At 54.5% G+C, this 21,117-nt stretch carries 24 protein-coding genes; 13 read left to right on the top strand and 11 right to left on the bottom strand.

Translation table 11 applies throughout. The annotated features are described in order from the left end of the window. Positions 1 to 202: 202 nt before the first annotated feature. Positions 203 to 970: a restriction endonuclease gene (locus BSU04_RS10425; RefSeq protein ID WP_089160545.1), complete on the top strand. Its 768-nt coding sequence runs from the start codon at positions 203 to 205 to the stop codon at positions 968 to 970. A gap of 125 nt (positions 971 to 1,095) precedes the next feature. Here BSU04_RS10425 and BSU04_RS10420 read toward each other — a convergent pair whose 3' ends face one another. Beyond that, on the bottom strand, positions 1,096 to 2,253 hold the full coding sequence (locus BSU04_RS10420) for a carboxypeptidase-like regulatory domain-containing protein (protein ID WP_089160544.1): 1,158 nt from the start codon (positions 2,251 to 2,253) through the stop codon (positions 1,096 to 1,098). A gap of 593 nt (positions 2,254 to 2,846) precedes the next feature. Then, positions 2,847 to 3,635 carry a hypothetical protein gene (locus BSU04_RS10415; RefSeq protein ID WP_089160543.1) on the bottom strand — a complete coding sequence of 263 codons (789 nt, stop codon included), beginning with the start codon at positions 3,633 to 3,635 and terminating at the stop codon, positions 2,847 to 2,849. Between the two features lie 171 nt (positions 3,636 to 3,806). Here BSU04_RS10415 and BSU04_RS10410 point away from each other — a divergent pair, with 171 nt between their 5' ends. Next, positions 3,807 to 4,790 carry a hypothetical protein gene (locus BSU04_RS10410; protein ID WP_144021187.1) on the top strand — a complete coding sequence of 328 codons (984 nt, stop codon included), beginning with the start codon at positions 3,807 to 3,809 and terminating at the stop codon, positions 4,788 to 4,790. Between the two features lie 162 nt (positions 4,791 to 4,952). Here BSU04_RS10410 and BSU04_RS10405 read toward each other — a convergent pair whose 3' ends face one another. Continuing rightward, positions 4,953 to 6,326 carry an HNH endonuclease gene (locus BSU04_RS10405; protein ID WP_144021186.1) on the bottom strand — a complete coding sequence of 458 codons (1,374 nt, stop codon included), beginning with the start codon at positions 6,324 to 6,326 and terminating at the stop codon, positions 4,953 to 4,955. Positions 6,327 to 6,479: 153 nt separating this feature from the next. Continuing rightward, a complete protein-coding gene (locus tag BSU04_RS10400) occupies positions 6,480 to 7,394 on the bottom strand; it encodes a site-specific integrase (RefSeq protein ID WP_256982435.1) in 915 nt (304 codons plus the stop codon). 34 nt (positions 7,395 to 7,428) lie between these two features. Here BSU04_RS10400 and BSU04_RS10395 point away from each other — a divergent pair, with 34 nt between their 5' ends. From BSU04_RS10395 to BSU04_RS10375, 5 genes are all read left to right on the top strand, one after another. After that, positions 7,429 to 8,487 carry a site-specific integrase gene (locus BSU04_RS10395; RefSeq protein ID WP_256982433.1) on the top strand — a complete coding sequence of 353 codons (1,059 nt, stop codon included), beginning with the start codon at positions 7,429 to 7,431 and terminating at the stop codon, positions 8,485 to 8,487. Between the two features lie 152 nt (positions 8,488 to 8,639). After that, complete coding sequence (locus BSU04_RS10390) at positions 8,640 to 9,470, top strand: hypothetical protein (protein WP_089160539.1); 831 nt, start codon at positions 8,640 to 8,642, stop codon at positions 9,468 to 9,470. 471 nt (positions 9,471 to 9,941) lie between these two features. After that, entirely contained in the window at positions 9,942 to 10,379 is a 438-nt protein-coding gene (locus BSU04_RS10385; RefSeq protein WP_256982418.1) for a hypothetical protein, read from the top strand. Positions 10,380 to 10,509: 130 nt separating this feature from the next. Further along, complete coding sequence (locus tag BSU04_RS46365) at positions 10,510 to 10,809, top strand: hypothetical protein (RefSeq protein ID WP_179258273.1); 300 nt, start codon at positions 10,510 to 10,512, stop codon at positions 10,807 to 10,809. Positions 10,810 to 10,903: 94 nt separating this feature from the next. Further along, the gene (locus BSU04_RS10375) at positions 10,904 to 11,185 is read left to right on the top strand and encodes a hypothetical protein (RefSeq protein ID WP_089160537.1); all 282 of its coding nucleotides are present in this window, start codon (positions 10,904 to 10,906) and stop codon (positions 11,183 to 11,185) included. Between the two features lie 24 nt (positions 11,186 to 11,209). Here BSU04_RS10375 and BSU04_RS10370 read toward each other — a convergent pair whose 3' ends face one another. The 3 genes from BSU04_RS10370 to BSU04_RS10365 all read right to left on the bottom strand — a co-directional run bounded on the left by BSU04_RS10370 (position 11,210) and on the right by BSU04_RS10365 (position 12,814). Further along, positions 11,210 to 12,025, bottom strand: a complete 816-nt coding sequence (locus tag BSU04_RS10370) for a hypothetical protein (RefSeq protein ID WP_089160536.1) — start codon at positions 12,023 to 12,025, stop codon at positions 11,210 to 11,212. 128 nt (positions 12,026 to 12,153) lie between these two features. Next, entirely contained in the window at positions 12,154 to 12,306 is a 153-nt protein-coding gene (locus tag BSU04_RS46360; protein WP_179258272.1) for a hypothetical protein, read from the bottom strand. A 274-nt stretch (positions 12,307 to 12,580) separates the two neighbouring features. After that, positions 12,581 to 12,814 (bottom strand): hypothetical protein, encoded by a 234-nt coding sequence (locus BSU04_RS10365; RefSeq protein WP_089160535.1) that lies wholly within the window; start codon positions 12,812 to 12,814, stop codon positions 12,581 to 12,583. A 391-nt stretch (positions 12,815 to 13,205) separates the two neighbouring features. Here BSU04_RS10365 and BSU04_RS10360 point away from each other — a divergent pair, with 391 nt between their 5' ends. Genes BSU04_RS10360 through BSU04_RS47460 form a run of 3 tightly spaced genes read left to right on the top strand, consistent with a single transcriptional unit; the run spans position 13,206 to position 14,545 of the window. Then, a complete protein-coding gene (locus BSU04_RS10360) occupies positions 13,206 to 14,114 on the top strand; it encodes an ArdC family protein (RefSeq protein ID WP_089160534.1) in 909 nt (302 codons plus the stop codon). Beyond that, positions 14,111 to 14,398 (top strand): hypothetical protein, encoded by a 288-nt coding sequence (locus BSU04_RS10355; protein WP_089160533.1) that lies wholly within the window; start codon positions 14,111 to 14,113, stop codon positions 14,396 to 14,398. Before BSU04_RS10360 ends, BSU04_RS10355 begins: the two co-directional genes overlap by 4 nt. 12 nt (positions 14,399 to 14,410) lie before the next feature. Continuing rightward, positions 14,411 to 14,545 (top strand): hypothetical protein, encoded by a 135-nt coding sequence (locus BSU04_RS47460; protein WP_256982415.1) that lies wholly within the window; start codon positions 14,411 to 14,413, stop codon positions 14,543 to 14,545. A gap of 332 nt (positions 14,546 to 14,877) precedes the next feature. Here BSU04_RS47460 and BSU04_RS10350 read toward each other — a convergent pair whose 3' ends face one another. From BSU04_RS10350 to BSU04_RS10335, 4 genes are all read right to left on the bottom strand, one after another. After that, positions 14,878 to 15,474 (bottom strand): hypothetical protein, encoded by a 597-nt coding sequence (locus BSU04_RS10350; RefSeq protein WP_089160532.1) that lies wholly within the window; start codon positions 15,472 to 15,474, stop codon positions 14,878 to 14,880. Between the two features lie 9 nt (positions 15,475 to 15,483). Continuing rightward, entirely contained in the window at positions 15,484 to 17,301 is a 1,818-nt protein-coding gene (locus BSU04_RS45290; RefSeq protein ID WP_144021185.1) for a hypothetical protein, read from the bottom strand. A 296-nt stretch (positions 17,302 to 17,597) separates the two neighbouring features. After that, complete coding sequence (locus BSU04_RS10340; protein ID WP_144021184.1) at positions 17,598 to 18,116, bottom strand: hypothetical protein; 519 nt, start codon at positions 18,114 to 18,116, stop codon at positions 17,598 to 17,600. A 337-nt stretch (positions 18,117 to 18,453) separates the two neighbouring features. Then, positions 18,454 to 18,822, bottom strand: a complete 369-nt coding sequence (locus BSU04_RS10335; protein WP_144021183.1) for a hypothetical protein — start codon at positions 18,820 to 18,822, stop codon at positions 18,454 to 18,456. Between the two features lie 425 nt (positions 18,823 to 19,247). Here BSU04_RS10335 and BSU04_RS10330 point away from each other — a divergent pair, with 425 nt between their 5' ends. The 3 genes from BSU04_RS10330 (at position 19,248) to BSU04_RS10320 (ending at position 21,014) form a co-directional block, all read left to right on the top strand. Continuing rightward, positions 19,248 to 20,435, top strand: a complete 1,188-nt coding sequence (locus tag BSU04_RS10330) for a transposase (protein WP_089160528.1) — start codon at positions 19,248 to 19,250, stop codon at positions 20,433 to 20,435. A gap of 93 nt (positions 20,436 to 20,528) precedes the next feature. Beyond that, positions 20,529 to 20,726: a type II toxin-antitoxin system RelE/ParE family toxin gene (locus BSU04_RS10325; protein WP_089160527.1), complete on the top strand. Its 198-nt coding sequence runs from the start codon at positions 20,529 to 20,531 to the stop codon at positions 20,724 to 20,726. Next, the gene (locus BSU04_RS10320) at positions 20,727 to 21,014 is read left to right on the top strand and encodes an addiction module antidote protein (protein WP_089160526.1); all 288 of its coding nucleotides are present in this window, start codon (positions 20,727 to 20,729) and stop codon (positions 21,012 to 21,014) included. Positions 21,015 to 21,117: the final 103 nt, after the last annotated feature.

Genomic DNA, 21,117 nt, shown 5'->3' with positions numbered 1-21,117 from the left:
GGCGGCGCCCAGCTCGGAAAAGGCTACATCGCCAATGGTCGCACCGTGACAATTCAAGAGACAAGGTGCAGGCCGGGGCAGGCCGTTCGCGAAGCCGCAAGCCGCGCTGCCAAGCCCATGGAACGGGCATCTCGAATAGCCAAGGTCCGGCCGGCGCATAAAACGGCTTGAAGGGCAGGGGGCCAGCCTCTAGCATCGCCCCATGATGAGCCCAGCTTCACCAGACTTTGCCCGCGCTGCCGATCAATTGCGCCAGGAGGAACTCGGCCGCCTGAGCCGCGCGATCGTGCCGACCGTGGAATCTCTGCGGCTACTGCACGGACCGGAATTGCGAGGCTTGATCGTCAGCATGCTCGAACGCAGCGGTTATGAAGTGCAAACGGCCCCGGATGCCGGAAATTTAGTCACGACGAAGGATGGAAAAAAATATCTGGTCGCCATCGCGCCAACGAACAACTCAGCATCGATCCCAGTCAGGGATGTGATGCGCCTGCATTCGGCTGTCATAGAGGCCAACGCGGCCGAGGGGTTTTTCGTGACGACGCGCGGGTTCACTCGAGACGCCGAGGCCTATGCCGCGACCGCGCCGCTTAAATTGATGGACGGCCGGAAACTCGTCATCTCGATCAAGCGCAGCATGGAGGGCATCACAATGCCCGATACCTATCGGGCGATGTGCCGCCAATGTGGGGACACCGTAAGTCACCGCCTCGACCTCGCCGAGGCCTGTAAGTGCAGTAACGGTCACGTGGTCGCGCCGACGATAGCAAAGGCGACGCTGACTGGTCAGAGGCAGGAAGGGGGTTCCCTTGGCAGCACCTACACGGAGCCCCGCCCATACAGCCGGCGCGAAGTCAGGGCGCATAACGCCAAATACGAATCCAAGAAGCGAAAGACGAAATCCAAAAAGCGCACAACCGAAGCCTCGATCGACGCTGATCCTGAATTTGACGCGGATACGTCGCGCTGAATTCGTCGATGTACTGGGATCAGTGATAGATCAGTTGCCCAGAGCGAGGGCGTGTAGTTGACGTACTCTCAAAGTAGGGAGAGCGCCGCTAATCGCTGCTTTTGCAAGATAAATTCAAATGGAGTTTAATGAACTAATGTGACGGGTAGAACACTACGCATTAGGATTACATCGCTCCCTTTCGGAACTGACACGTGGAACAACTTAGCACGAGGGAGTAGGTGATAGAACTTGAAGACGCCGTGTATGTCGGTCGACGTATGCCAGGTTGTGCCACCCGGCAACACCAAGCCAGTGACGTGGGCGTTTGCAACTGGGCGTCCCCGCAAGTTTCTAACCATTCCGACCACATCCGCGTTGACATTGCAATCGCTGCTTCCGTTGTCCTTCGGCTGAAAAAGATATGTTCCAAACGCCCCGTCCCAGTACACATCAACGTCCTGATGCCAACAGACAGTATTTGATTCGAGCAGCCCCTGAGCATCTGTGATCGTACCAGTATTGCTCTGGGTGGTTTTCTGATAAGTGAACTGATACTGAGTTCCAATAAACGCCGAGGCCGAAGTGATGAAGGAGACAGTTCCACCTCCCATAATGCTAACGGTAACTTGATTCTGATAACCGCTGATGATCCCGTGAATCTGCTGTGTGCTGGTGTCGAAGCCGGCTCCATACGTAGGATCATGCTGATGGTCCGGCCCGTTCACTTGCCAGGTCTCGTTCAAGTAAACGAAGCGCGTGGGATCTAGTACGGGGGCCGGCAGTGTAACCGGCCCCGGGCCCGTATTAAAGAATGGATCGGTCTTGACAATCGCAGACCTATCGGCCGAGGTTAGGTTACCGAGTTGTGCGGCCTTGTAAGCGGGCGTAGTCACATATCCCAAGAGCTCTCCGAGGCTAATAGCAACCACATTTACCGGCTGTCCGGGCGGAGGCTGCAACGACGTAACCGTCTGGTTGTTGTTCTGGTTCTGTACGGTCATTTGGGGGTTCGTCCAGAGCCAGAATAGGTCGTTCAGGTGGTCGGGCAGATCTGTGTTAGCAGTGACTTGCGGCCCCCAGGAACCATTTGAGGTCATTTGGAACGCCTCGCCAGTGATATCACTATATATAAAGCTTCCACTGAACTGAACAGCCGGCGCCATGAATTGAAATGAGAGGCCATCTCCTGAAGTCGTTTGAAGTTGAATTTGAGAGCCGATAGTGGTGCCGTGCAGGTACAAGGTCGTGCTCATGTTGCCCGGAGGGATGTAGGTGACGGCGAGCAGATAGTACGCGAGCATTCCAGTCGCAATCGGGCCTGTACAAGTGCACGTATAGTAGGTAATGCAACTGGGATTGGTGGGATCGCAGTTGGGAAGAAAATTTGGAGTGCAGTTGGGATAGAAGGTGCTTGAGTTCCAGTTTTGCCCGCAGCACATCCCGCCAACCGGACAACTACAGGATACAGAGCCGTCTGGAAGGCATAAGCAGGACGAATTGGGCCCGCAAGTATATTCGGCAGGACCCTGAGCGAGAGCGCTGTGGCTCAAATTACCCAGAATCAGCGCAATCAAGACCGTCACAATGTGTCGCGTTTCCATGTTCGTCGGCTCTTGTCTTTCGCTGGTGATTTGAGTAGTGGCAAAGCAGATTACGCATCGTTCTGGTGCGGACAACAACCACTACTGAACGGCTCATTTAATACGGCGGCGGCCACAAAAAAATGGTAGTGCCGAAATCAGATTTGTCCAGTTCTGAGGGTGTAAAAAGTTCGGTGTAAAACGGTCGTTTGGCGGGTGACTGCCATCACTAGGAGCATAGATGACCGTAGCGAAACGCAATAAAAGAAAGAAGCCCGATCCTGAACTCGTCAAGCTGGCAGACAACAGCCTGCTCACGAGTACCCGACCCGTTCTTTGCCTTTGTTCTTGATCCCGCCTGCTTCGAGACGCTCCGTGGGGACATCAGTGGCAACTAACGCTCGTTGCGGCATTTTGTGGTCTCCCCCATCTTCGCTTGGAGCTAGCCGATAACTATGCAATTGTTCAGAACCCGACAAACTCCCCGCTTTCGCGCGGTCCCGGGCAGCGCATTGTTGGCGCCACAGAAGATAGGCTTCTTTCGTTTCGCAACGCTTCGATCGAGCCGAGGACTTCGCCTGATAAGCCGCCCAATCGTGGTCGAGGACAAGCATCTCCTGGTCCGTCAGCGGAGTGCCGACCGGCTTTTTGTGATAAAAGACGGCCGAAACGGTAACGCCAAGCTTGGCGGCCTTTCCCTGGACAGTCGTTTTCTCCGGTTTTTCGGCCTCTCGCGCTTGCAGCCCGGCAGGAAAAAACCGCGCTTCTTGCGGTGTACCCCAAGCCCTAAAACCGTCCAGCACCCAGATCGTATTACGGACCGCCTCCTCTAAATCGAAACGCCGCTTCATCGGGTGGTCCGAAGATATCAACGCAATGTAAAGAGCGGTCGAGATAGGAAAAACCTCAACCTTTCTGGCGGTCGAGGGTTTAACTTTTGCGAACTCACCGCTCTCTTCGACCGCATAGGCAATCGACAGAGCCGTTTCGTAATTCTCGAAAATGCCGCGGTTGAAAGCGGCTGTCCCGTCGTGTTCGACGGTCATGTATCCGCCCAGCGAAGGCTTGGGAAGCGGCGGCGGTAAGGAGATCAAAGACGTCATGGCCGCCTTGATAGCGCGATCCCGTGTCGGATGCACCGTGCAAAATCGGCCTTTTCGTCGCCGATGGCGTAGCGGAGCGGCAAGCACCCAATTCGCCTTCTAAGGCCCCAATTTTTCGTTGGCTTTGCCTATACTTTTCGCCAACAGAAGAACCTCGGAGGGGCGAGGATCATGATTTCCAAAAATGTCAATGCTTCCCCGTCATCGGACGACGATGTCCGCTTCCAGGTTAGTCTTCGTATAGACAATCATCCAGGTAGGTATAGGGACGACGCCTATAATTCAGTAAGAGCAGAGAACCCGGCGCAACAATTTTGGCTGGACGTCGTCAGAGCGTCTGGAAGCCACGGGCCCAAGGTGGAAGGTGACGCAAGTTCATTAGTGCGTTGGGGAGAAAGAAAACTCAAGGATGAATTTCCAGAGAGTCTATTTGAAAAAATCCGAGATCGAGTGTCACGAGGTGACAGTAATTCCCGCGACTTGTTGTTTGCGTTCAAAATCCGTCGAATAGACTATGGCAGTCTTTTGTTCTCCGTCGATGTTGTCGGTATTAAAAATATTGCCGAACTGTTTGAGAAGAACTTTGATGTGTTTGTTTTAGTAACTTCCGCCTATGTGCGTTCCGCCTTCGGAACCACATTTAACGTCGTTGAAGACATGATCGAAGTGGATCCAATAGATTTTTGCGAAGTAAAATCGGCATTTGAGCATAATGGGGAAACCCCGAGCACGGAGAGTCCCGATCCGATACGGCTTGCGCATCTGAAATACGTCTGGAATGTCGTTCAGGGCACACTGATTTTACCTTTACTACTCGCACTCCTTGTCTGCTTTGTATGGATGAATGCGTGGTATCACGAGCGTGACGTTCAAAAGAGCGAACGTGAGGAGTTAACCAAGGAACGGGGAGCTCTGCTTGAATTATCTAAAACCCAGATTACTTCGTTGGTCCAGCAAAACACGGATCTCTCTAGATCCATCGCTCAAAATGCGGCTAGTGAAGTTTTAGCATTGACGCAAGCGAATGCCGCTCTCGCAAAGAGCCTAGCCGAAGCCAACTGCTGCTGTAATGGATGTTGCGAAAACATGAGCGATCCGAAGCCAAAACCGGAAAACCATCACAAACCCTTGCCGCATTGCAAAGGGGGGCGTTAGAGGCCGGCTCGCTGCGGACATTGGTACTACGTCGTCGACGCGCAGACAGGGGTGCACCGAGACCTGGCTCATGATCGCCAGAACATAGGTGAAATTCGCCAAAATGAAAAGAAGACCGGCGCCCTGCGTATTGCTAAAGCAGAGATTTCATCGTGTGTGACTTTAGAGGCGCTGGACGAGAGGCATCAGCACCGCTTCGCCTACGACGTGAGCGCCCGGACCCGAAGCGATAAGCTCATGCGCTCTCTCAGCCGTAAGACTCCCGCGTTGAAACTCTTCCTTAAGCTTGGTGATCAATGCTGTTTGAGCAATCGACAATGCAGCTGATGCTTGAGGCGATAGCCCATTGACCGACTTCGGATCAGTCTCGACTAATTTGCGGATGGCGTCTGCGAACGGTGCTGCTCCAGGTTGAGAAGCAAAGGCGTCAACAACGTGTAGAAGAAGATTAAAAGCGCGCTGACTGAGTTCACCGCTCAGTTCGGCAAAAAGGCCATCCAGCGGTCTGCCGTCTGCGGCACACTTGGTTAGCCGCTCAACGAGATTAATTGCTGTTCGTCGAGCCACGTGATCCTGCATTCTTCCGATCAAGAGACCCAAGCTTGCGGCGGCCTCGCCAGAATGGATCGTGTCACGCAGTCCGTCGATCCGGTCGTGTGGCTTTGCCGGGACCAACATCTGAGCATGCAGCTGCTGCTCGAATATGTCGTTCGGAGGATGCTCTGCTAGTGGATCAATGTCGACCACGAAAGCTCTCAAGGGACGATCGGCGACGGCCTCGACGAAACCAAGCTCGGCAGCGAAGTTCAATGTCGAGAAGAGCGACATCCTGCCAAAGATTTTTCCCGTTGATGGGTCAACCCCGACGACGATTCGATGCCCAAACTCGTATCTGTTTGAAGGATAGTCTTTGGGAATATCAAAGTCCCACCACACGAACGAGTCACCGTCTTCGCCAAGCGTGTATTGCTTCAAGGCGGCGACGACGTTCGTCCTTGCGAGATCGCCAAAATACTGGGCGAAATACGTTTGCAAGATATATGCAATGGCGCGAAGCCCGTCAGGGCCGCCAAAATTCGTATCGAATCGGATGTCGCCGTGCAGAAGTTGCGCCGGCAACTCCGGCCCGAGAATAACGGTTTCGCCAGCCGCTTGCCGCTCGGCAACATATTTCTCCACCGCAGCACGGTTGGGGAAACGCATGTGCCGCGTCTTCGTACCATTGTTGTTATCGACTTCCGCCACGAGACGGGGCTCATTGAACGTTGCGATGCCGATGGAATACGAAATCGGAAGCCCCGTTGCCTGGTCGATGCCAGTCGCGCTTTTCGGCTCATTACGCCTGTCCGGACGCACTCCAACAAGGGCATTAAACGCCTCAAGCTGCATCGATAAATGGGAAACCAGACCAGAATAGGCGTTGTTGTGCTGGTCGCAGTAGATCGCTTTGTTCTTTCTGCGTCCCCCGAGAGCTGCCGGGAATACATGTTCTGCGGAGCCTGCCGCCAGACCACAGATGATGCAAGTTCGAGCCATACGTCTCTATTAATTAGATTGTGGGGCGGATGCCAGTTTCAGCGAGCGGCGAGTCCGTACGAACGGAACGTTGGCGCACATTTAACTAGCTATTGTCCTTATCCGCAACCGCGCAATCGAAGCCAGAATTAATTTCGATACTGCTCTGACCCCTCAAATCACGATCCGCTCGACCTCATCGAGGCTCACCTGGTCGTTTCGTCGGTCGTAGAGGCCCGTTGTCCTCGCCGATTCATGATTTGCCATTTGCTGGGCGACTTCGAGCTTGCCACCGTTGCGCAGATATTCCGTGATCCCGGTCGCGCGGAAGGAGTGGCATCCGATTTTTTTCATTCGCGGTGTCTGGATGCCCGCGGCGAGGACGCGGCGGCGGATCATCGCATAGACGTCCGACTGCGTGAGCGGCCGGTCGGTAAGCAGCCCGGTTCGCGCGGGCGCCGAGCGGAACAGAAACCCGCTCGTAAGGCCCGCTTGGTCGAGGTACGCATGCAGATATTCTTCGAGCGAATGGTGCGCCGGCATCTCGTGGAGCTTGCCGCCTTTCTCATGCAAACAGACCCACAGCCGGCGATTTTTCTCGTAGACGTCTTCGACCTGCATCTTGATGACCGCGCCGACACGCGCAAACGTGTAAGTCATTAATGCGACTAACGCTCGATCGCGCAGACCGGCCGGCGTTGAGACGTCGATCGAATTGAGCAGCGTGCGGGTGTCTTCCGCGGAAACGACCGGCGTCGAGCCCTGTTTGACTGAATGCTTCGGACCGCGGACCACGGACGCTGGATTGGCTGCGACGACCTGGCCGACAACGAGCCAGTCGAACAGCATCTTGATTGCCGCCAGATGCACCTTGACCGAGGGGGCGGCCAGGCGGAGCTGCAGCGTTTCAACGTAGGCCGCGACGTGGACCGGCTCGATGTCCCGGAGCTCGCCAATGCGCTGCATTTCCCACCAAGCCGCAAAGTCGACAACGGCCCGCCAATAGGCTCGCCGCGTATTCGGGTTGCGGATGTTCGCGGTGAAGAATTCGAGGAAGCGCTTCGCCGAGGCTTGATCCGGCGCGAACACGGCTGGCGGCCGGAACTCTGGTTTCTTGACGATCGTGACGATTTCAGTAGCCAACTCCCCTCCTCGGTCTTTCTCATTGATAACGTCCTTTATCACAGATGATCCCACCAGCCCAAAATCAAATATGACAAACGAGATCGCCACCATCGTCCGCGGAGCGGAATTCAGTCCGCCGGCAGTTTTCGCACCGGACCCGGCCGCCGCGAAGCGCTTTCTCGAATTCTTCACCGCCAACATCCGCAATCCGAACACGCGCCGGGCCTATTGGCGGGCCGTTCGGGAATTCGCGGCCTGGTGGGATCAGCAGAACATCGGCGAGCTGCGCGATATCGAGCCGGTCCACGTCGCGACCTACGTTGAAACGCTGCAGCTCCGCATGGCGGCACCGTCCGTCAAGGTCCACCTGGCTGGGATCAAGATGCTGTTCGACTGGCTGGTGATTGGCCAGGTTGTCGCTATCAATCCTGCGGCCGTCGTACGGGGTCCGAAACATTCGGTGAAGGAAGGTTCGACGCCTGTGCTGTCGAGCGACGACACCCGCACGCTGCTCGATTCGATCGACGTTTCGACACCGATCGGCCAGCGCGATCGAGCGCTGATCGCGCTGATGACCTACACCTTCGCGCGGGTCGGTGCCGTCATCAAGATGCAGGTCGAAGACGCTTACGAGAAGAACCGCCGGCTGTGGGTGTGCCTGCATGAGAAAGGCGGCAAACGGCACGACATGCCGGCGCACCACTCGCTCGAAGAATATCTGCATGCGTATCTCGATCAAACAGGCATCGCGGACGGGTTTTTATTCCGGTCGGCGATTGCGAGGAGCGGCCAGCTCACCGATCGGCCGATGGCCCAGCAGGATGTCTACGCCATGATCCGCCGCCGTGTTGCCGTCGCCGGCATTGAAACCCCGCGGTCGAAAAAGACTGGGTGTCATTCCTTCAGGGCGACGGGTATCACAGAGTATTTAAGGAACGGCGGTCAGCTCGAAACAGCGCAGAAAATGGCGAACCATGAAAGCTCACGGACAACCGGCCTTTACGACCGGCGTGACGATCAGGTGACGCTCGATGAGGTCGAGAGGATTAGGATCTGAAATCTACAGCTACCAGGGCTCGGCCTTGCCAATAATTTGGGGGGCTGCGAGTAGCCCCCAAGGGGTCCACATATCACGCCCAAGTCGTTTCTCCTGCGACGTATCGAGAAAGGCATCTGCCTCGACAAATAAATGTGCCACGAGCCGCTAAGATGGCGGGCGCTGACAACACGAGACAAGTTACCCGGGGAGACGCAGTGATGGAGGTACAGAACAAGCTTATTGAAGCCTTTCGGTCATGGCGAGAGGTAGTGTACAAAGAGGCAGCGCGACGACAATCCCCCGCTTTTGCGAAGGAAGCGGACAAGATTCTTTCTGAACATTTAGCGCTAATAACCTCACTTCATTCAGACATGCACGACGCCGCAGCCAAGCGAACATTGGCGGAATACAAAAAGGTGCGACGTTCGCTTGAGCTAGGCATGAAAGAGCCGCGTCCAGAAAGCGGTCGGACCTTGCCTGAGTTTGCGTCAGACCCGCAAGCCGAATTGAATCAAATAAAAGAATTGCGCAAGATTAAGAATCTTGATCAAGATATTTTAAATGTAATTGACGAATTTGAAAAATCCCACGAGGATTTTACTATCCTTTCTCGTGAAATTATTCGGCTCGGCAAGGAGAGTGAAAACGCACTCTACGATCATCGGCAACACATGAACGGGTCTTTACTATTACGCATCATGAGCGCACGCGGAGTCCATTTTGCTGGCAAACATCTGTTTACGCTTTTGTTTGTCGTGCTTGTATGTGGCTATTTATACTCAAAAGCGTGCACAACGGCCGTGCATCTTGTTGTTGAATACGGAACTGCTAACCCACTGGTTTCCATTTTTTTGCTGTGGGCTGGCCTAATTTTTAAGGAGTACATCCTGAGTAAATACGTCAAGCGGATAAGAATTAAACTGGAGACACGTCTCCTGTCACCGGTGGCCAGAGCCATTTTCGACGCTCGAACGCATCTCTTGTTTGAAAGCAACGTTTGACAAATCAAATCAAGGATTCCTGACGGCAGCACTGGCCGACCGGTTCGCACCGACTGCCGCCAAGCCCGCCTTGGTTTATCCCGCTGCGGCGGCGTTCGCTGTGACTCTGGCCGCCCGGACCGATCGGCCTGCCAAAGCCGGCTAGCTAGGTTTCCCTTCTTGGCCAAGGCCGCGTGATGCTTCGCCATGCTTCCAAACATTCGCCCACCTTGGCCTTGTACCTTCGCAGGAACTTCGGGGGGCGCGATTAGCCCCCCGGGATTATGGTGGATTGGCTCAACTACGCGTATCCAGTAAATCGTCGCATTCCTAAAAACGCCGCCGCGCGGTTGTTAATTTATCGTTATGTAACGTAAAATGGGGTCTCCAGACAGGCGGGGGCCGAGCATGGCACGTGGCAAGGATATGTCGTTACAGAATCACCTCGTAACGGAAAAGCGAGGCCGGGGCCGGCCACGCAAGCTCGACGCCATGACCAATGCGCAGCGCCAGGCAGCATTTCGATTGCGGCACAGGGCGTCCGGAGAATCCGTTACCGTAACGGAAAAAAAACATGATGAGCTGGTGCTCGAATGCGAGCGGCTGCGTGACGCACTGGCGCAGGCGCGTCACGCGGTCGCCCCGCTCCGCCGCCGCGCTAGGGGCGACGCCGTCCTGCCTGCTGCGTCAGCGGTGCTGGTCGAGCCGGTGCCGGCCGCGACCGATCCGGACGAGAAGCGGCTGGTAGTGACGCTTGGCGTGCGGGAGTATTTTTCACTTGACCGGCTGGCGCTCCATCACGGTCTCACGAAACGCGCGGTGATTGAGCGACTCCTCTGGTGGGCCGATGCCAGCATCGTGCGGTCCTTTGGAGACGATGACGCAGCATTTAACCGTTACGTAAATCGTATAACGAAAAATATGAAATGACAGATCCCACGGACACTGCCAGCGGAACTTGGCGACGGGAATAGCCCTGCCATGGGTCAGCTCCGCGCTTTTGTTGCCGATTTAGACACACAGGTTAAAGTTTTCGTGCGCGTACGCCGAAAACCAGTCCATGAAAAACCAAAAACCCCTCGAAATCATCCTCGGCAGCGCGGTGGACATGGAAGCTCAGTCCCTTTGCCTTGCGGTAGCGGCGATCCGCAAGGCCCGGGGCAAGAAGAACCCTGACGACTTCCCCGTCGATACCCCTGAATGGCATCAGGTCTGCGAGGAATTCGTGAATGACGTGCTTGTCGCGCTTGGCGAAGACCCAAGCGATATGCCGGACGATTTCACATTTTTCGAGCTTGGCTACGAGAGCGAAGAGGCCTATCAGCAGGCGCTGGAAGAAGAGCGGCGCAACCAGGCCTAGGCTAAACGCCGGCAGCCTTTCAATTCGGCGCGGTCTGCATGGCGTGGCACCCTGTTTGCATGCGCCCATGCCCGCTTAACAGACGGGGGACGCTATGCAGACGATCTGCCCTGAAAACTTAAAGGATCTCGCTGATCGTTGGACGGTGCTGATCAACCAGATCAACCGCCACGAACCAAACCACTATCCCGACGAGCTGTGCATGTACGTGGCTATGCTCGCCCGGCGGGCCGAGCGGCTGATCTGCCCTGATCCTATCGAGCAACGCGACGTCTTCAATGCCGTCCACGACATGGTCGAGCGTGGAAAATTAAAGCCGGCTCTGGATAAACTGCATGACGTTATCGATCAGTGCCTGGAGAACGGAAGGCACTGATGATTGCGGTTGCGTCGCGTTCCTTCAGCGCCGCGTAAGCGTAAGGCGAGTGGCATAGACCATATCGCTTGTCATACGCTCCAAAGGCTGGATCAACCATTCCCGGGTCCACTCCATCTTCGTGTGCGTCATCAGGTCGGCGTATTTAGCATTCGCTTTCTTCGTAGAATCGAGCATGATGTGTCCGTCTGGTCCGACCAGCCACATCTCAATCGTACGCGGGTCCTTGCCGCCTGGCTTGCCGCCTACGAACACGTCCCCAACTTCCCAGCTGTGTTCAGTGGTACTTCCACTCAACAATTTTGGCTCCGCCCGGCCCTCGGGATAATAGCCATCAGGGGCGCTATTTAATCGCCTTACAAGCCAAAGCGCATATCCGTCCGGGAGGGCGCGTTTCATGGTGCCCCGAAACTTCTGCTTCACGCCGTCAATATGTTCATTATCAACATGACTGACAATGCGGATGTCGAAGTCTGCGGCTTTCGGAAGCAAAGGGCCCTTTAATGCGTGTGCGTCATGACGACGGAAGGCCTCTCTTCTCGTCATCTCGCTCCGATAGAAATACCAGCCGACAGCGACCGCCATCAGCACCGCCCCGCAGATCATCGCCGGGATGGGTCGATCGGCCCGGAAGCCGCCGATCACCGGAATTTTGTCAGGCGTGCCGATTCCGAAAACAAAAAAGACCGCGCCGACAAAAAACATCAACGTTTGCAGCGGAACCGAGAGTAATTTTTTTAAGAGGTCCATAAGGAGCCCGTAGGTCGCGGGGAAAAAAGAGTTTTTTTGTTCTTGAACCCAATAGCTACTTCCAGCAAACCTGACGTTGCCGTTTAGCATCGATGCCTCAATGCCATGCTCACTTAGGATCGGCTCGAACAGTTGTTAGCCTTGCCGGAGCACCAGACAGGTCGACACCCTGACAAGCAACATTCACTTGTCAGAGGTCTTCCACACTACATTCCAGATCAGCGTCGCAACAAAATTACCGCTACAACGGCCGGCAGCAAAAATGCCACTACCGGAGACAAGCCAGCGCTCGACAGCACTGTAAAGGCACCGATGATCGCGGCCATAGCTTGACCCAGAATATCCGGAGCCATTGATTTTGGTTGAGCCATGGGCTGTTCCTCGTCAACTTGCCACCGGTCTCATGAAGAGCCGGGAGGTGGCATCCAGACTTTGCTGTCAATTTCTCAATTTGCCGTCTCGGAAGACAGCTTTGTGCAGTGAGAGATGGCGACAGCAACCCGACTGCCCGGTTGCCAGGCTTCGCTTAAAGCGCCGCCCGAACGTTCTGTTTTCGCAAGCTGCTGAACAACGGGATTGTACGCGAATAATATCTAACGGCTGCCCGGGAAAGCCCGCGTCATGACTGTCGGCGACGCCGGCGAGCTAGCCAGGCCCACCTGATCCCTGGAGCTTCCACACCTGATCATCGTAGGCTTCCATGATCTCTTCCACGGTGTCGGGAAGCTCCTGGCCGCACAACTCATTGCGCTGCGCGAAAAAGACCTGGGAGTTGAACTCCGGCGTCAGTGCGTCGGGGCCGCGCGAATGATCGATCGCTTCGATTTTTTCGATCCGCTCGGTGCTCAAAATCTTTCCGCTTTTCAACATAAACAGCATGGTGGCCTGCCTTTCTCAGCCATCCATAGCATGTGTTGACCGAGCCATTCCAGAAAAATGTGATTTCGGGCGAACCCGGCCCGCGGCCGGACCTGGCTCTACGCGCTTCGCGCCCCGGGCCTGTAGTCCCGGCCATCCGGTGACGATCCCTTTCGCAAGGCAGCTACTCAGTCAGATGGAAGGTGCTAAGGGAAATGGCTGTGCCCTGGCCGGAGGGTTTCCCCATCTTTCGCAAAAGCTGCAAGACGGCCTTTGGCCGCCCCTGGCGGGGTGGGTGATCCCTCTCCCTCCGTCCAGCCCTTGCACCTTGCCTCCCCGGTCTGCGCCCGACGGGCAGGGGTAATCGCGCAACAGAAGCGATTAACCCCAAGCCCTAGAAGGAGCCAAGACCATGAAGACCGAGACCAAGGCGGACGTCTACACCCGCGTCACCGACAAGATCATTGCCGACCTCGAACAAGGCGTCAGGCCATGGGTAAAGCCGTGGAAGGCAGGCAATATCGAAGACCGCATCACCCTCCCCCTCCGGCATAACGGCGTGCCTTACCGTGGGATCAATGTCCTGCTGCTGTGGGGAGAAACCATGGAAAACGGCTATCGTTCAAACCGCTGGATGACGTTTAAACAGGCGCTGGAACTTGGCGGCAACGTGCGCAAGGGCGAGCGTGGCTCTTTGGTTGTCTACGCCAACAAAATCCACAAGACCGAGGCAGGCGACAACGGCGAAGAGATTGAACGCGATATCGCTTTCATGAAGGGATACACCGTGTTCAACGCCGACCAGATCGAGAACCTGCCGGAAGGCTATCAGGTGCAGCCGGACGCAGCGCGACCCGAACCACTGCAGCTGATCGAGCGAGCGGAGGCGTTCTTTGCCAAGACCGGCGCGATCATCCGGAGAGGCGGAAACCGGGCCTATTACGCACCCCTGCTGGACGTCGTGCAAATGCCGTCAGCTGATGCGTTCAAGGATGCGGAAAGCGACGCTGCGACACAGGCGCACGAGCTGACCCACTGGACCAGCCACCCTGCCCGGCTCGACCGCCAGCTTGGAAAGCGGTTCGGCGATCAGGCCTATGCAGCCGAGGAACTGATTGCCGAGATGGGGGCCGCGTTTCTGTGCGCCCAGCTTGGCATCACTCCGGAGATCCGCGAAGACCACGCATCCTATCTTGACCACTGGCTGACCGTGCTGAAGGCCGACAAGCGGGCAATCTTCACCGCCGCGAGCCAAGCGCAACGCGCCTGCGATTATCTGTTTTCCCTGCAAGGCGATGCTCAAAGCGAGGTGCCAGCATGAAAACCTTCACCGCGCTCTTTGCCGTCGACGTGCCCCATTACGGCACCGAAACCTTCGCCGCACCCAGCGCGGCCGTAGCGATCGCCACCGCTCAGGCCATGGACCCGGCCGATCTCTGCGACGATCCGGACTGGAGCAATTCGGCGTGCGCCCGGATTGTCTCGATCACGGATGACGCGACCCGCCAAACGACAGCGGAAAACGTCGCCCTCGATGGGGCGTTCCTCCGCTACGGCGGACATCCGGCTTTCCTTCTTTGCGAAGCCGCTCCCGACACGCTGTAAACGCTGGAGCGGATGGTAGCCCGTGCCGATGATTTGATGGCGGCAATCGAAGGCACGACAGACCAGTTTGAAGATGAGGTTGCCCAGCTCTGTGAAGCGACCACGGCCGCGGAAGAGATTATCGGAAAAGCGAAGGGCGAAGCCTGATGGAGTGCAGCACCGAAACATTGCAATGGCGCGGCCTCTCGGGGGAGGTCCGCTATTGTCCGGACTGGTCGCAGACCTACCGCGAGGTCTACGGCTATGGCAGACGATTTTGCAGCGTGGGTTTGCATCGACGCAATACGGCCTGCCCCACGGTCCCCTCGTATTCGGCCGACTGCCGTCTACAATCTGTCTCCATAAACAGATCGCAGTTTCTGTTTGATCGGTGGGGTCACATCTGCCTAACGATCGCTCGGCGTCAACGTAAAGTCCCCTTGGGGCTTTTATTCCGATATGACGTATAAAAAGCTAGTTCCACGGGTTACATTCGTTATTCAGCCAGAGTTTAGAAAAATTCTAAGATGGCATATTGCCGAAAACATCAATGCAAGCGCTGTCATAAACATTAAAAAAATCGCTGTTCCCCATCTGGATAAAAATGAAAAATCAATATGCGCGCTCGAAGGATCAATAACGAGCACTGATACACGCTCACCCTCCTTAAAAGTCCGATTGGGAAAAAGATAGCTAGCGTATCTATCTGCAAAAATAATCTTCTCACCGCTGCTATTTTTATATTCGACTTGAGGCATGGGGTGACCATCAACATCCATATATTGCACGACAACTCCGTCAAACCGCGGGTGGCGTTCTTGTGGAATTTGAATCCAAAATACAACGAAAACCGAAAGAGCTAGAAAAACTATAAAAAGGGCCAAAAAAGCGATGCGAAAAAATGAAAGAACAGAAATGTTTCTTGAGAGAAAAGGAAGTCCCTCTGGCCGCAGACCAATAACAAATATAATGCCAGCAATCCACAGCACTTTTACGCCCAACCGTACGTCCTTGACAAGGAACAGATGGACGCAAAATCCTATCGCGACAAGGAAAAACACCGCACAAATAAGTCTTGTAATCGATACAGCTGTCAAAGGCATTCCTTAATCGCAGTCTGGATCATCTGAATCGGGGTCGGACGCGTCAGTGTCATTGCAAACACCGGAGTGAGGTGAAATATTCACAGGCGCAGCCGGGCTCAGGGTGGATAAGTTTACCGTCTGCGGCGAGGAAAGTTGCTCGCCGCTTACCGGATCGTAAGGAACAATACTCATTTGTGGATAGTCAAATCCTGGCACGCCTATCGGGACGAGGAGGCTGTAATCGCCACTGGTGTCCGCCAGCGTGGTGAAGTTTGAACTCGTACCGGGATCAGTGAGTGAAACACCGGTAAGAGGCCACAATATCGGTGCGTTTGGATTAGCGATTGTCATCGCGCCATCGGCAAAGCCGAACGAATCCGCCGCTGGTGGAATTTCCGCATTTGAAGAATTCATAGTCTGTCCATCCGCAGTTGCTTCCGCTCCGTTTGCAGCTACAACAAGCCCGGCAATACCGTTAATTAGCGTTAGTCCTTGGACCGCCAAGCCTGGCACTGCTTGCTGTTGTGCCGCTGTTAACGCGGTGACAACTTGAGCGCCAAGTCCGACATCACTTGCTACCTCAGAGGGGAATCCAAAGACGCCAAGCATAGCGCCGAAAGTGTCTACTGCAAAGTTAGCCTGGGCGTCGTTTAGTTGGCTTTGGGCCACCGCTAATTTGGCGGGATCGCCATTGGCCGCGTCAATTGCGTTTGAAGCGGTGTACCATTTATATCCGTCGTTCGCGATCGCGGTGATCGCATAGCCGGTTCCAACAATCGTAGCGGCAGCAATCAATTCTGGACTGGCTACGACCGCGCCAAGAATGAGTGCAGCGGTTGAGATGCCTTGACCGATTGCAATAAAATTATCCGTAGAATTTTTCGCACCCGCCGCTTGAATCGCTGAGTTCGTGAGGCTGAGGGACCCGTTATAGAGCCCCAGTCCATCAATAACGCTCTTCGGTGTGACTGGGCGCTTTACCGGAACAAGATTTTTTGAAGAAGCGCTAGGCGTTCGCGCCGCGTTTGCATCTGCCACTACGGAGCTGTAGATGGTAGTCGGCAAGTAGCCAATCGACTGCAGATACATGGCGATGGTTCGATCCATGATGTCGACCGAATTGGCATCAAATGCAATTGCAGCACCATCCTTCGTTGTTCCAACTCTTAATGATGATTGACTCCCCGAAACAATGAGATCGATATTAGATCTTGCTTCGATTATATTTATTTGTTGTGCCGCGATATGCTGTTGGACAGTTGCTGTGTTGGTTTTGCTCGTTTTTAGCGAGCGCATTGCCTGAAGGGAATTGACCGTTATTCCTAAATATATTTCTTGCGCGTTGAAAAATGCGCGGGAAATTTCTCCTGCAGTTACCCCGTAACTCGCCGTGGTTGGAATATCAGCGATGGAAAGTGGGACAGGATTCGAGGAAAGAGAACCTTGAGTAATTTGAACCGATGCAGATAACGGACTCGTTTTTCCGGTTGCCGGATCTATGTATAATGGAACGGAAATGATAACTGTTCCATCGGAAGCAGTTCGAATGGGATTAATTGTCGCATTATATCCTGAGGAATTTAATAATGTTACCGTGAATGCAGCAGCTATATTCAAACCGGTCGTTGAAAGCGAAATCGGTGTTAATGCTGTGGGTGTGCTACTTGAGACAGATGATATATTCAGCGTAGGAGTTGACGTCTCGTTATTCCCTCCTCCTCCCCCACCACCACCACATGCAGCAAGCATGGATGCGATCCCAAGCCCAGTCGACTGCATGGCTGAATTACCTAGGATAGCTAACGACCCTATAATAACCTTTCTACGGGCTTGTTCCATGCTGACCTCACCCAAATTATAATATCTTATGTTGATTGAAATTTTTGGTAATAAAGATTAAGCGATTAAAAGCTAGTCCATGAATGCGCGCATTGCAATAAACGTTTGCGCTATCTGCCTTTCCAATGGTCACGCCCATACGAACCATAGGGGTAATCATTTATTCACTTTCCTGCAGGGACGTTATTTTCGGCGGCAGCTATCTTTTTTCTAAAACTTTCGCCGGAATTCCACTTGGCTATCCAAATGGAATTCCGGGCCTCTTCGGGCCGTTTATAGATCAAACTGCAGCCTGCTTAATGCGCCCGCATCAGCAAGAAGATCCCCACTGAAATCACCAAGCCGCTGACGACATAAAGATGATCCGAGATCATGGCCCATAGCGCCCGGACGAGCACAACACCGAGCACGCATAGCGCGATAGCGCCACCTATCACAACCACCGTTCCTAACGTCAGGCCAAGCCAGTACAGAACCGCCAGTCCGAGGCCGACCAGGAACAGGGTAAGGATCAGGACGCCCCCGCCACTGCCTTCCGACGTCATTCCCCCGCCTTGTACCGATTGTATTGGCGCTCGGCTTGTCGTGGGCGGGGTGTAGAAGTTTTGCGAGGGCCGTCTGTAGTAGTTTGGCGGCGTCGCCGTGAAGGTATTTTTCGGCGCCGGATGCTGGGTCGCATTCCGCTGGTCCATGAACGCCCTTGCCGTTCTAGCTTCGTGCGAATTGCATGACACTCCCGGCGTCATGCCTTTTTGCCTCTCCTGCCGCTGCCATTCTGCATATTGCTTGTAATTCTTCGCTTCGTGTTGTTCCATGATTGCCTCGACGGTTTCCACCCAGGCGGCAATTCGAATAAAGCGGACGAGCTGGGAAGGCGGCCGCTGGGAGAAAGTTTATAACTGGGAACAGTTGTAAACAAATGCCGAGGATCGGCACCGTTGAGTGCCGAGCAAAACCGCGCCGATCCTTCAATCATCAGCTGCTTTTCGGCGTGGCCAGTCGTTGCAAAACAGGATCGATGAGTAAGTAAGTACTCCTGCAATAGCCGATCTATCGTTGTCGGATTTGGGGGCGGCGAGCAGCCCCGAAGTACTTACCGATGGACGCGATATGGATGACTCTCGGGTTACATATACCATCGAAGCCGACCACTCATCCCTTGCGGGAGCGTTGCCCTGCGTCGAGGCACGACTCCTCATAAAGGAACGACTGACGGTAAAGGAACACCACATTCCTATGGATGACCGCAATAACCATAAGCGCAGCTACAAAAATCTTGATCTCATTTGGTGTGTTATCAAGTACTGACGAGACAAGAAGACCCTGATGGTGTGCAATGGCCACCAGCAACAGACCGCAGATCAGGTTCTGGCAAAAAATTGTCTCTGCGGACATTTTTGCCAAAAGCATTCCTGCATTGTTATTCCAAAGTCCTACTTTGTCTGATCGCCTAGAGATCTCCATGGAAATCCCAATCAAGTTCCAAAACCGGTAGTTTTGAAGACCGAGGGTTCGCTTCAACGATAGCCTTATCAGTAATATCGGAATTCCGGATAGAATTCCAGGCATGGTTCATTTGCAGTGAACACCCATTCGTCGGTGTAGGGTTTTTTTGCGAGAAGGAAGGAATTGTCATTTAGACGCCTTCGCTCACGATATCAATGGTTTTCCAAATTCCAGTAAAACGCATTCCTGTAGCCACGAAATGCTCGATGGCGCTCCAGGCGATCCGTGGCCAATAAACGATCACCGAGATAGCGAGAAATTTCCATTGCAGCCGCACGACGGTTCATGCCCAGAAGAACCGGGCACTGGAAGCCGCCGCCAATGAATTCAAGGATGCGGGCGATGATGAGACGCTGTTTACCATCCCGGTTACCCGGTCATTTATCCATCAGATGGTCGTCGGGTTGTTTTGCATCTGCAACTCAAGCTATCGCGGCATCATGTCTTTCCTGAAGAGCATTTTCGATTATCCGGTCGCACTGGGATCGGTGTTCAACATTCTTGATGCGGCTGCCGGCAAGGCGGCTGCCTTGAATGAGGCCTATGAACTCAGCCCGATCAAAGCCAGTGCCGCTGACGAAGTGTTCCACCGCAATCAGCCCATCCTCAGTGTCGTGGATATTGAGTCGCGCTTTTGCGCACTGCTGGCCCGCGCGGGTGATCGCGACCATGAAACATGGGGAATTCATCTGCTTGATCTTCAGGCACGCGGCTACGCGCCCGATACCAGCATTGTGGATAGTGCCAAAGGTTTGATCAAAGGCCATGCTGACATATTGCCCAAGACGACCTTGCGGCATGATCATTTTCACTTTATCCGAGACCTGAGAGACTGCGCCCGGCACCTGAAAAACCAGGTGGCATCGCGCACAACGGCGACGCTCAAGCTTGTCCGCCGCGCAGAAAAGGAGCGCGATGCGCGAAAGAAAAAAGCGCAGTCGTCGGCCGCGTCCATTGCGCTGAGCGAGCTTGTCGCACTGGAAGAAACGCACGCCACCTTCGGGCTTCTCGCGCAGTGGTTGCAACACGATGTGCTGCAACTCGCGGGCTATGAGCCGCAAGTCCGCGCCATGCTCTATGACTTTATCGTTGCCCAGATGTCGATCATCGCAGGGCGGCATCCGCATCGCATCGATGCCATTGTCACATCCCTGCATTATCGGCGCGATGCGTTGCTGGATGTCGCTGATGCCTTGAATGACCAGTTTGCGCAACTGGCCGCGCAGTACGACATATCGATCGACACCGTCTGGAACGTATGCTATACGTCCCGATACAGCATCGATCACTGCGCTTATCACGACCGGTCATCGGCATTGGAAGATCTGATTGGCGAGAAATACGACGAGATAGAAGATGCGGTGCTCGCCATTCTGGGCAAAACGCATCGCTGCAGTTCCATGGTTGAGAATCTGCACAGCCGTCTTCGGCCTTACCTGGTTGAACGGAAAACTGTCAGCCAAAAAATCATCGGACTCCTGCAGTTTTATCTAAACCATAAGCCGTTCATGCGAAGTCGGCATGAGCGGTTGAAGAATAAAACAGCGGCGCAGGCGATGACCGGGAAACCCCATCTGCCCTGGCTCGAAATGCTCGGTTTCGCCTGTTTCAAGCAGCGGGTAGCCTAACTCAATTCCGGATTTAAAGAACAATAGCTGCCCGCTTACGTTGCATGCCGGGCTGGATTCTGCACGTCTACTGTTCACTAAAATGCGGGTTTTTTGAACCATGCCCCCGGAGACATTTCTCCGGTAGGCAATGGCGTGAGCGAGTTGAGAATTCATTTTGGTCCCGGATATCGCGTTTATCTTCAGCAGCGTGGGACTACGCTTGTCGTGTTGTTGTGCGGGGGCGATAAAAGCACGCAGACACGCGACATCGATTTAGCGAAAAAATTGGCCCAAGAATGGGAGGAATAGATGGCTGAAAAACTGACGACCTACGATCCAGCCGCCGCGCTCGTAGATAGCGAAGAAATTGCATTTTTTATGGCGGATGCGTTGGAGACGGGTGACGCTGCATACATTGCGAAAGCGTTGGGGATTGTTGCTCGTGCGAAGGGAATGACACAGATTGCGAAAGACACAGGGTTATCGCGTGAGCAGTTGTACCGATCGTTTAGCGAGACCGGCAACCCGACACTGAAAACGACCCTTGCCGTGATGAGAGCGCTGGGGATCGATCTGACCGCCAAAGTCCACGCCTAAGTATTCTGAACAATCCGATTCCGCTGGCCTCTGCGATGGTCGGCGGTTTTTTTGTCCATCGGTTTCGGTCTGTTCCGTCCGCGTTCGAAAAATCCCCCTCCTG

Source organism: Caballeronia sordidicola (assembly GCF_002220365.1).
Lineage (GTDB): Bacteria > Pseudomonadota > Gammaproteobacteria > Burkholderiales > Burkholderiaceae > Caballeronia > Caballeronia sordidicola_C.
The sequence above is the reverse complement of the archived record's forward strand: the minus strand, read 5'-3'. Positions and strand labels throughout refer to the sequence as shown.

Excerpts from the sequence above, each read along its gene's own strand:
- BSU04_RS10425 (WP_089160545.1), top strand. The coding sequence starts at position 203 with ATGATGAGCCCAGCTTCACCAGACTTTGCCCGCGCTGCCGATCAATTG.
- BSU04_RS10420 (WP_089160544.1), bottom strand. The coding sequence starts at position 2,253 with ATGCTCGCGTACTATCTGCTCGCCGTCACCTACATCCCTCCGGGCAAC.
- BSU04_RS10415 (WP_089160543.1), bottom strand. The coding sequence starts at position 3,635 with ATGACGTCTTTGATCTCCTTACCGCCGCCGCTTCCCAAGCCTTCGCTG.
- BSU04_RS10410 (WP_144021187.1), top strand. The coding sequence starts at position 3,807 with ATGATTTCCAAAAATGTCAATGCTTCCCCGTCATCGGACGACGATGTC.
- BSU04_RS10405 (WP_144021186.1), bottom strand. The coding sequence starts at position 6,326 with ATGGCTCGAACTTGCATCATCTGTGGTCTGGCGGCAGGCTCCGCAGAA.
- BSU04_RS10390 (WP_089160539.1), top strand. The coding sequence starts at position 8,640 with ATGGCGGGCGCTGACAACACGAGACAAGTTACCCGGGGAGACGCAGTG.
- BSU04_RS10385 (WP_256982418.1), top strand. The coding sequence starts at position 9,942 with ATGACCAATGCGCAGCGCCAGGCAGCATTTCGATTGCGGCACAGGGCG.
- BSU04_RS46365 (WP_179258273.1), top strand. The coding sequence starts at position 10,510 with ATGAAAAACCAAAAACCCCTCGAAATCATCCTCGGCAGCGCGGTGGAC.
- BSU04_RS10375 (WP_089160537.1), top strand. The coding sequence starts at position 10,904 with ATGCAGACGATCTGCCCTGAAAACTTAAAGGATCTCGCTGATCGTTGG.
- BSU04_RS10370 (WP_089160536.1), bottom strand. The coding sequence starts at position 12,025 with ATGCTAAACGGCAACGTCAGGTTTGCTGGAAGTAGCTATTGGGTTCAA.
- BSU04_RS46360 (WP_179258272.1), bottom strand. The coding sequence starts at position 12,306 with ATGGCTCAACCAAAATCAATGGCTCCGGATATTCTGGGTCAAGCTATG.
- BSU04_RS10365 (WP_089160535.1), bottom strand. The coding sequence starts at position 12,814 with ATGCTGTTTATGTTGAAAAGCGGAAAGATTTTGAGCACCGAGCGGATC.
- BSU04_RS10360 (WP_089160534.1), top strand. The coding sequence starts at position 13,206 with ATGAAGACCGAGACCAAGGCGGACGTCTACACCCGCGTCACCGACAAG.
- BSU04_RS10355 (WP_089160533.1), top strand. The coding sequence starts at position 14,111 with ATGAAAACCTTCACCGCGCTCTTTGCCGTCGACGTGCCCCATTACGGC.
- BSU04_RS47460 (WP_256982415.1), top strand. The coding sequence starts at position 14,411 with ATGGTAGCCCGTGCCGATGATTTGATGGCGGCAATCGAAGGCACGACA.
- BSU04_RS45290 (WP_144021185.1), bottom strand. The coding sequence starts at position 17,301 with ATGGAACAAGCCCGTAGAAAGGTTATTATAGGGTCGTTAGCTATCCTA.
- BSU04_RS10340 (WP_144021184.1), bottom strand. The coding sequence starts at position 18,116 with ATGGAACAACACGAAGCGAAGAATTACAAGCAATATGCAGAATGGCAG.
- BSU04_RS10330 (WP_089160528.1), top strand. The coding sequence starts at position 19,248 with ATGTCTTTCCTGAAGAGCATTTTCGATTATCCGGTCGCACTGGGATCG.
- BSU04_RS10320 (WP_089160526.1), top strand. The coding sequence starts at position 20,727 with ATGGCTGAAAAACTGACGACCTACGATCCAGCCGCCGCGCTCGTAGAT.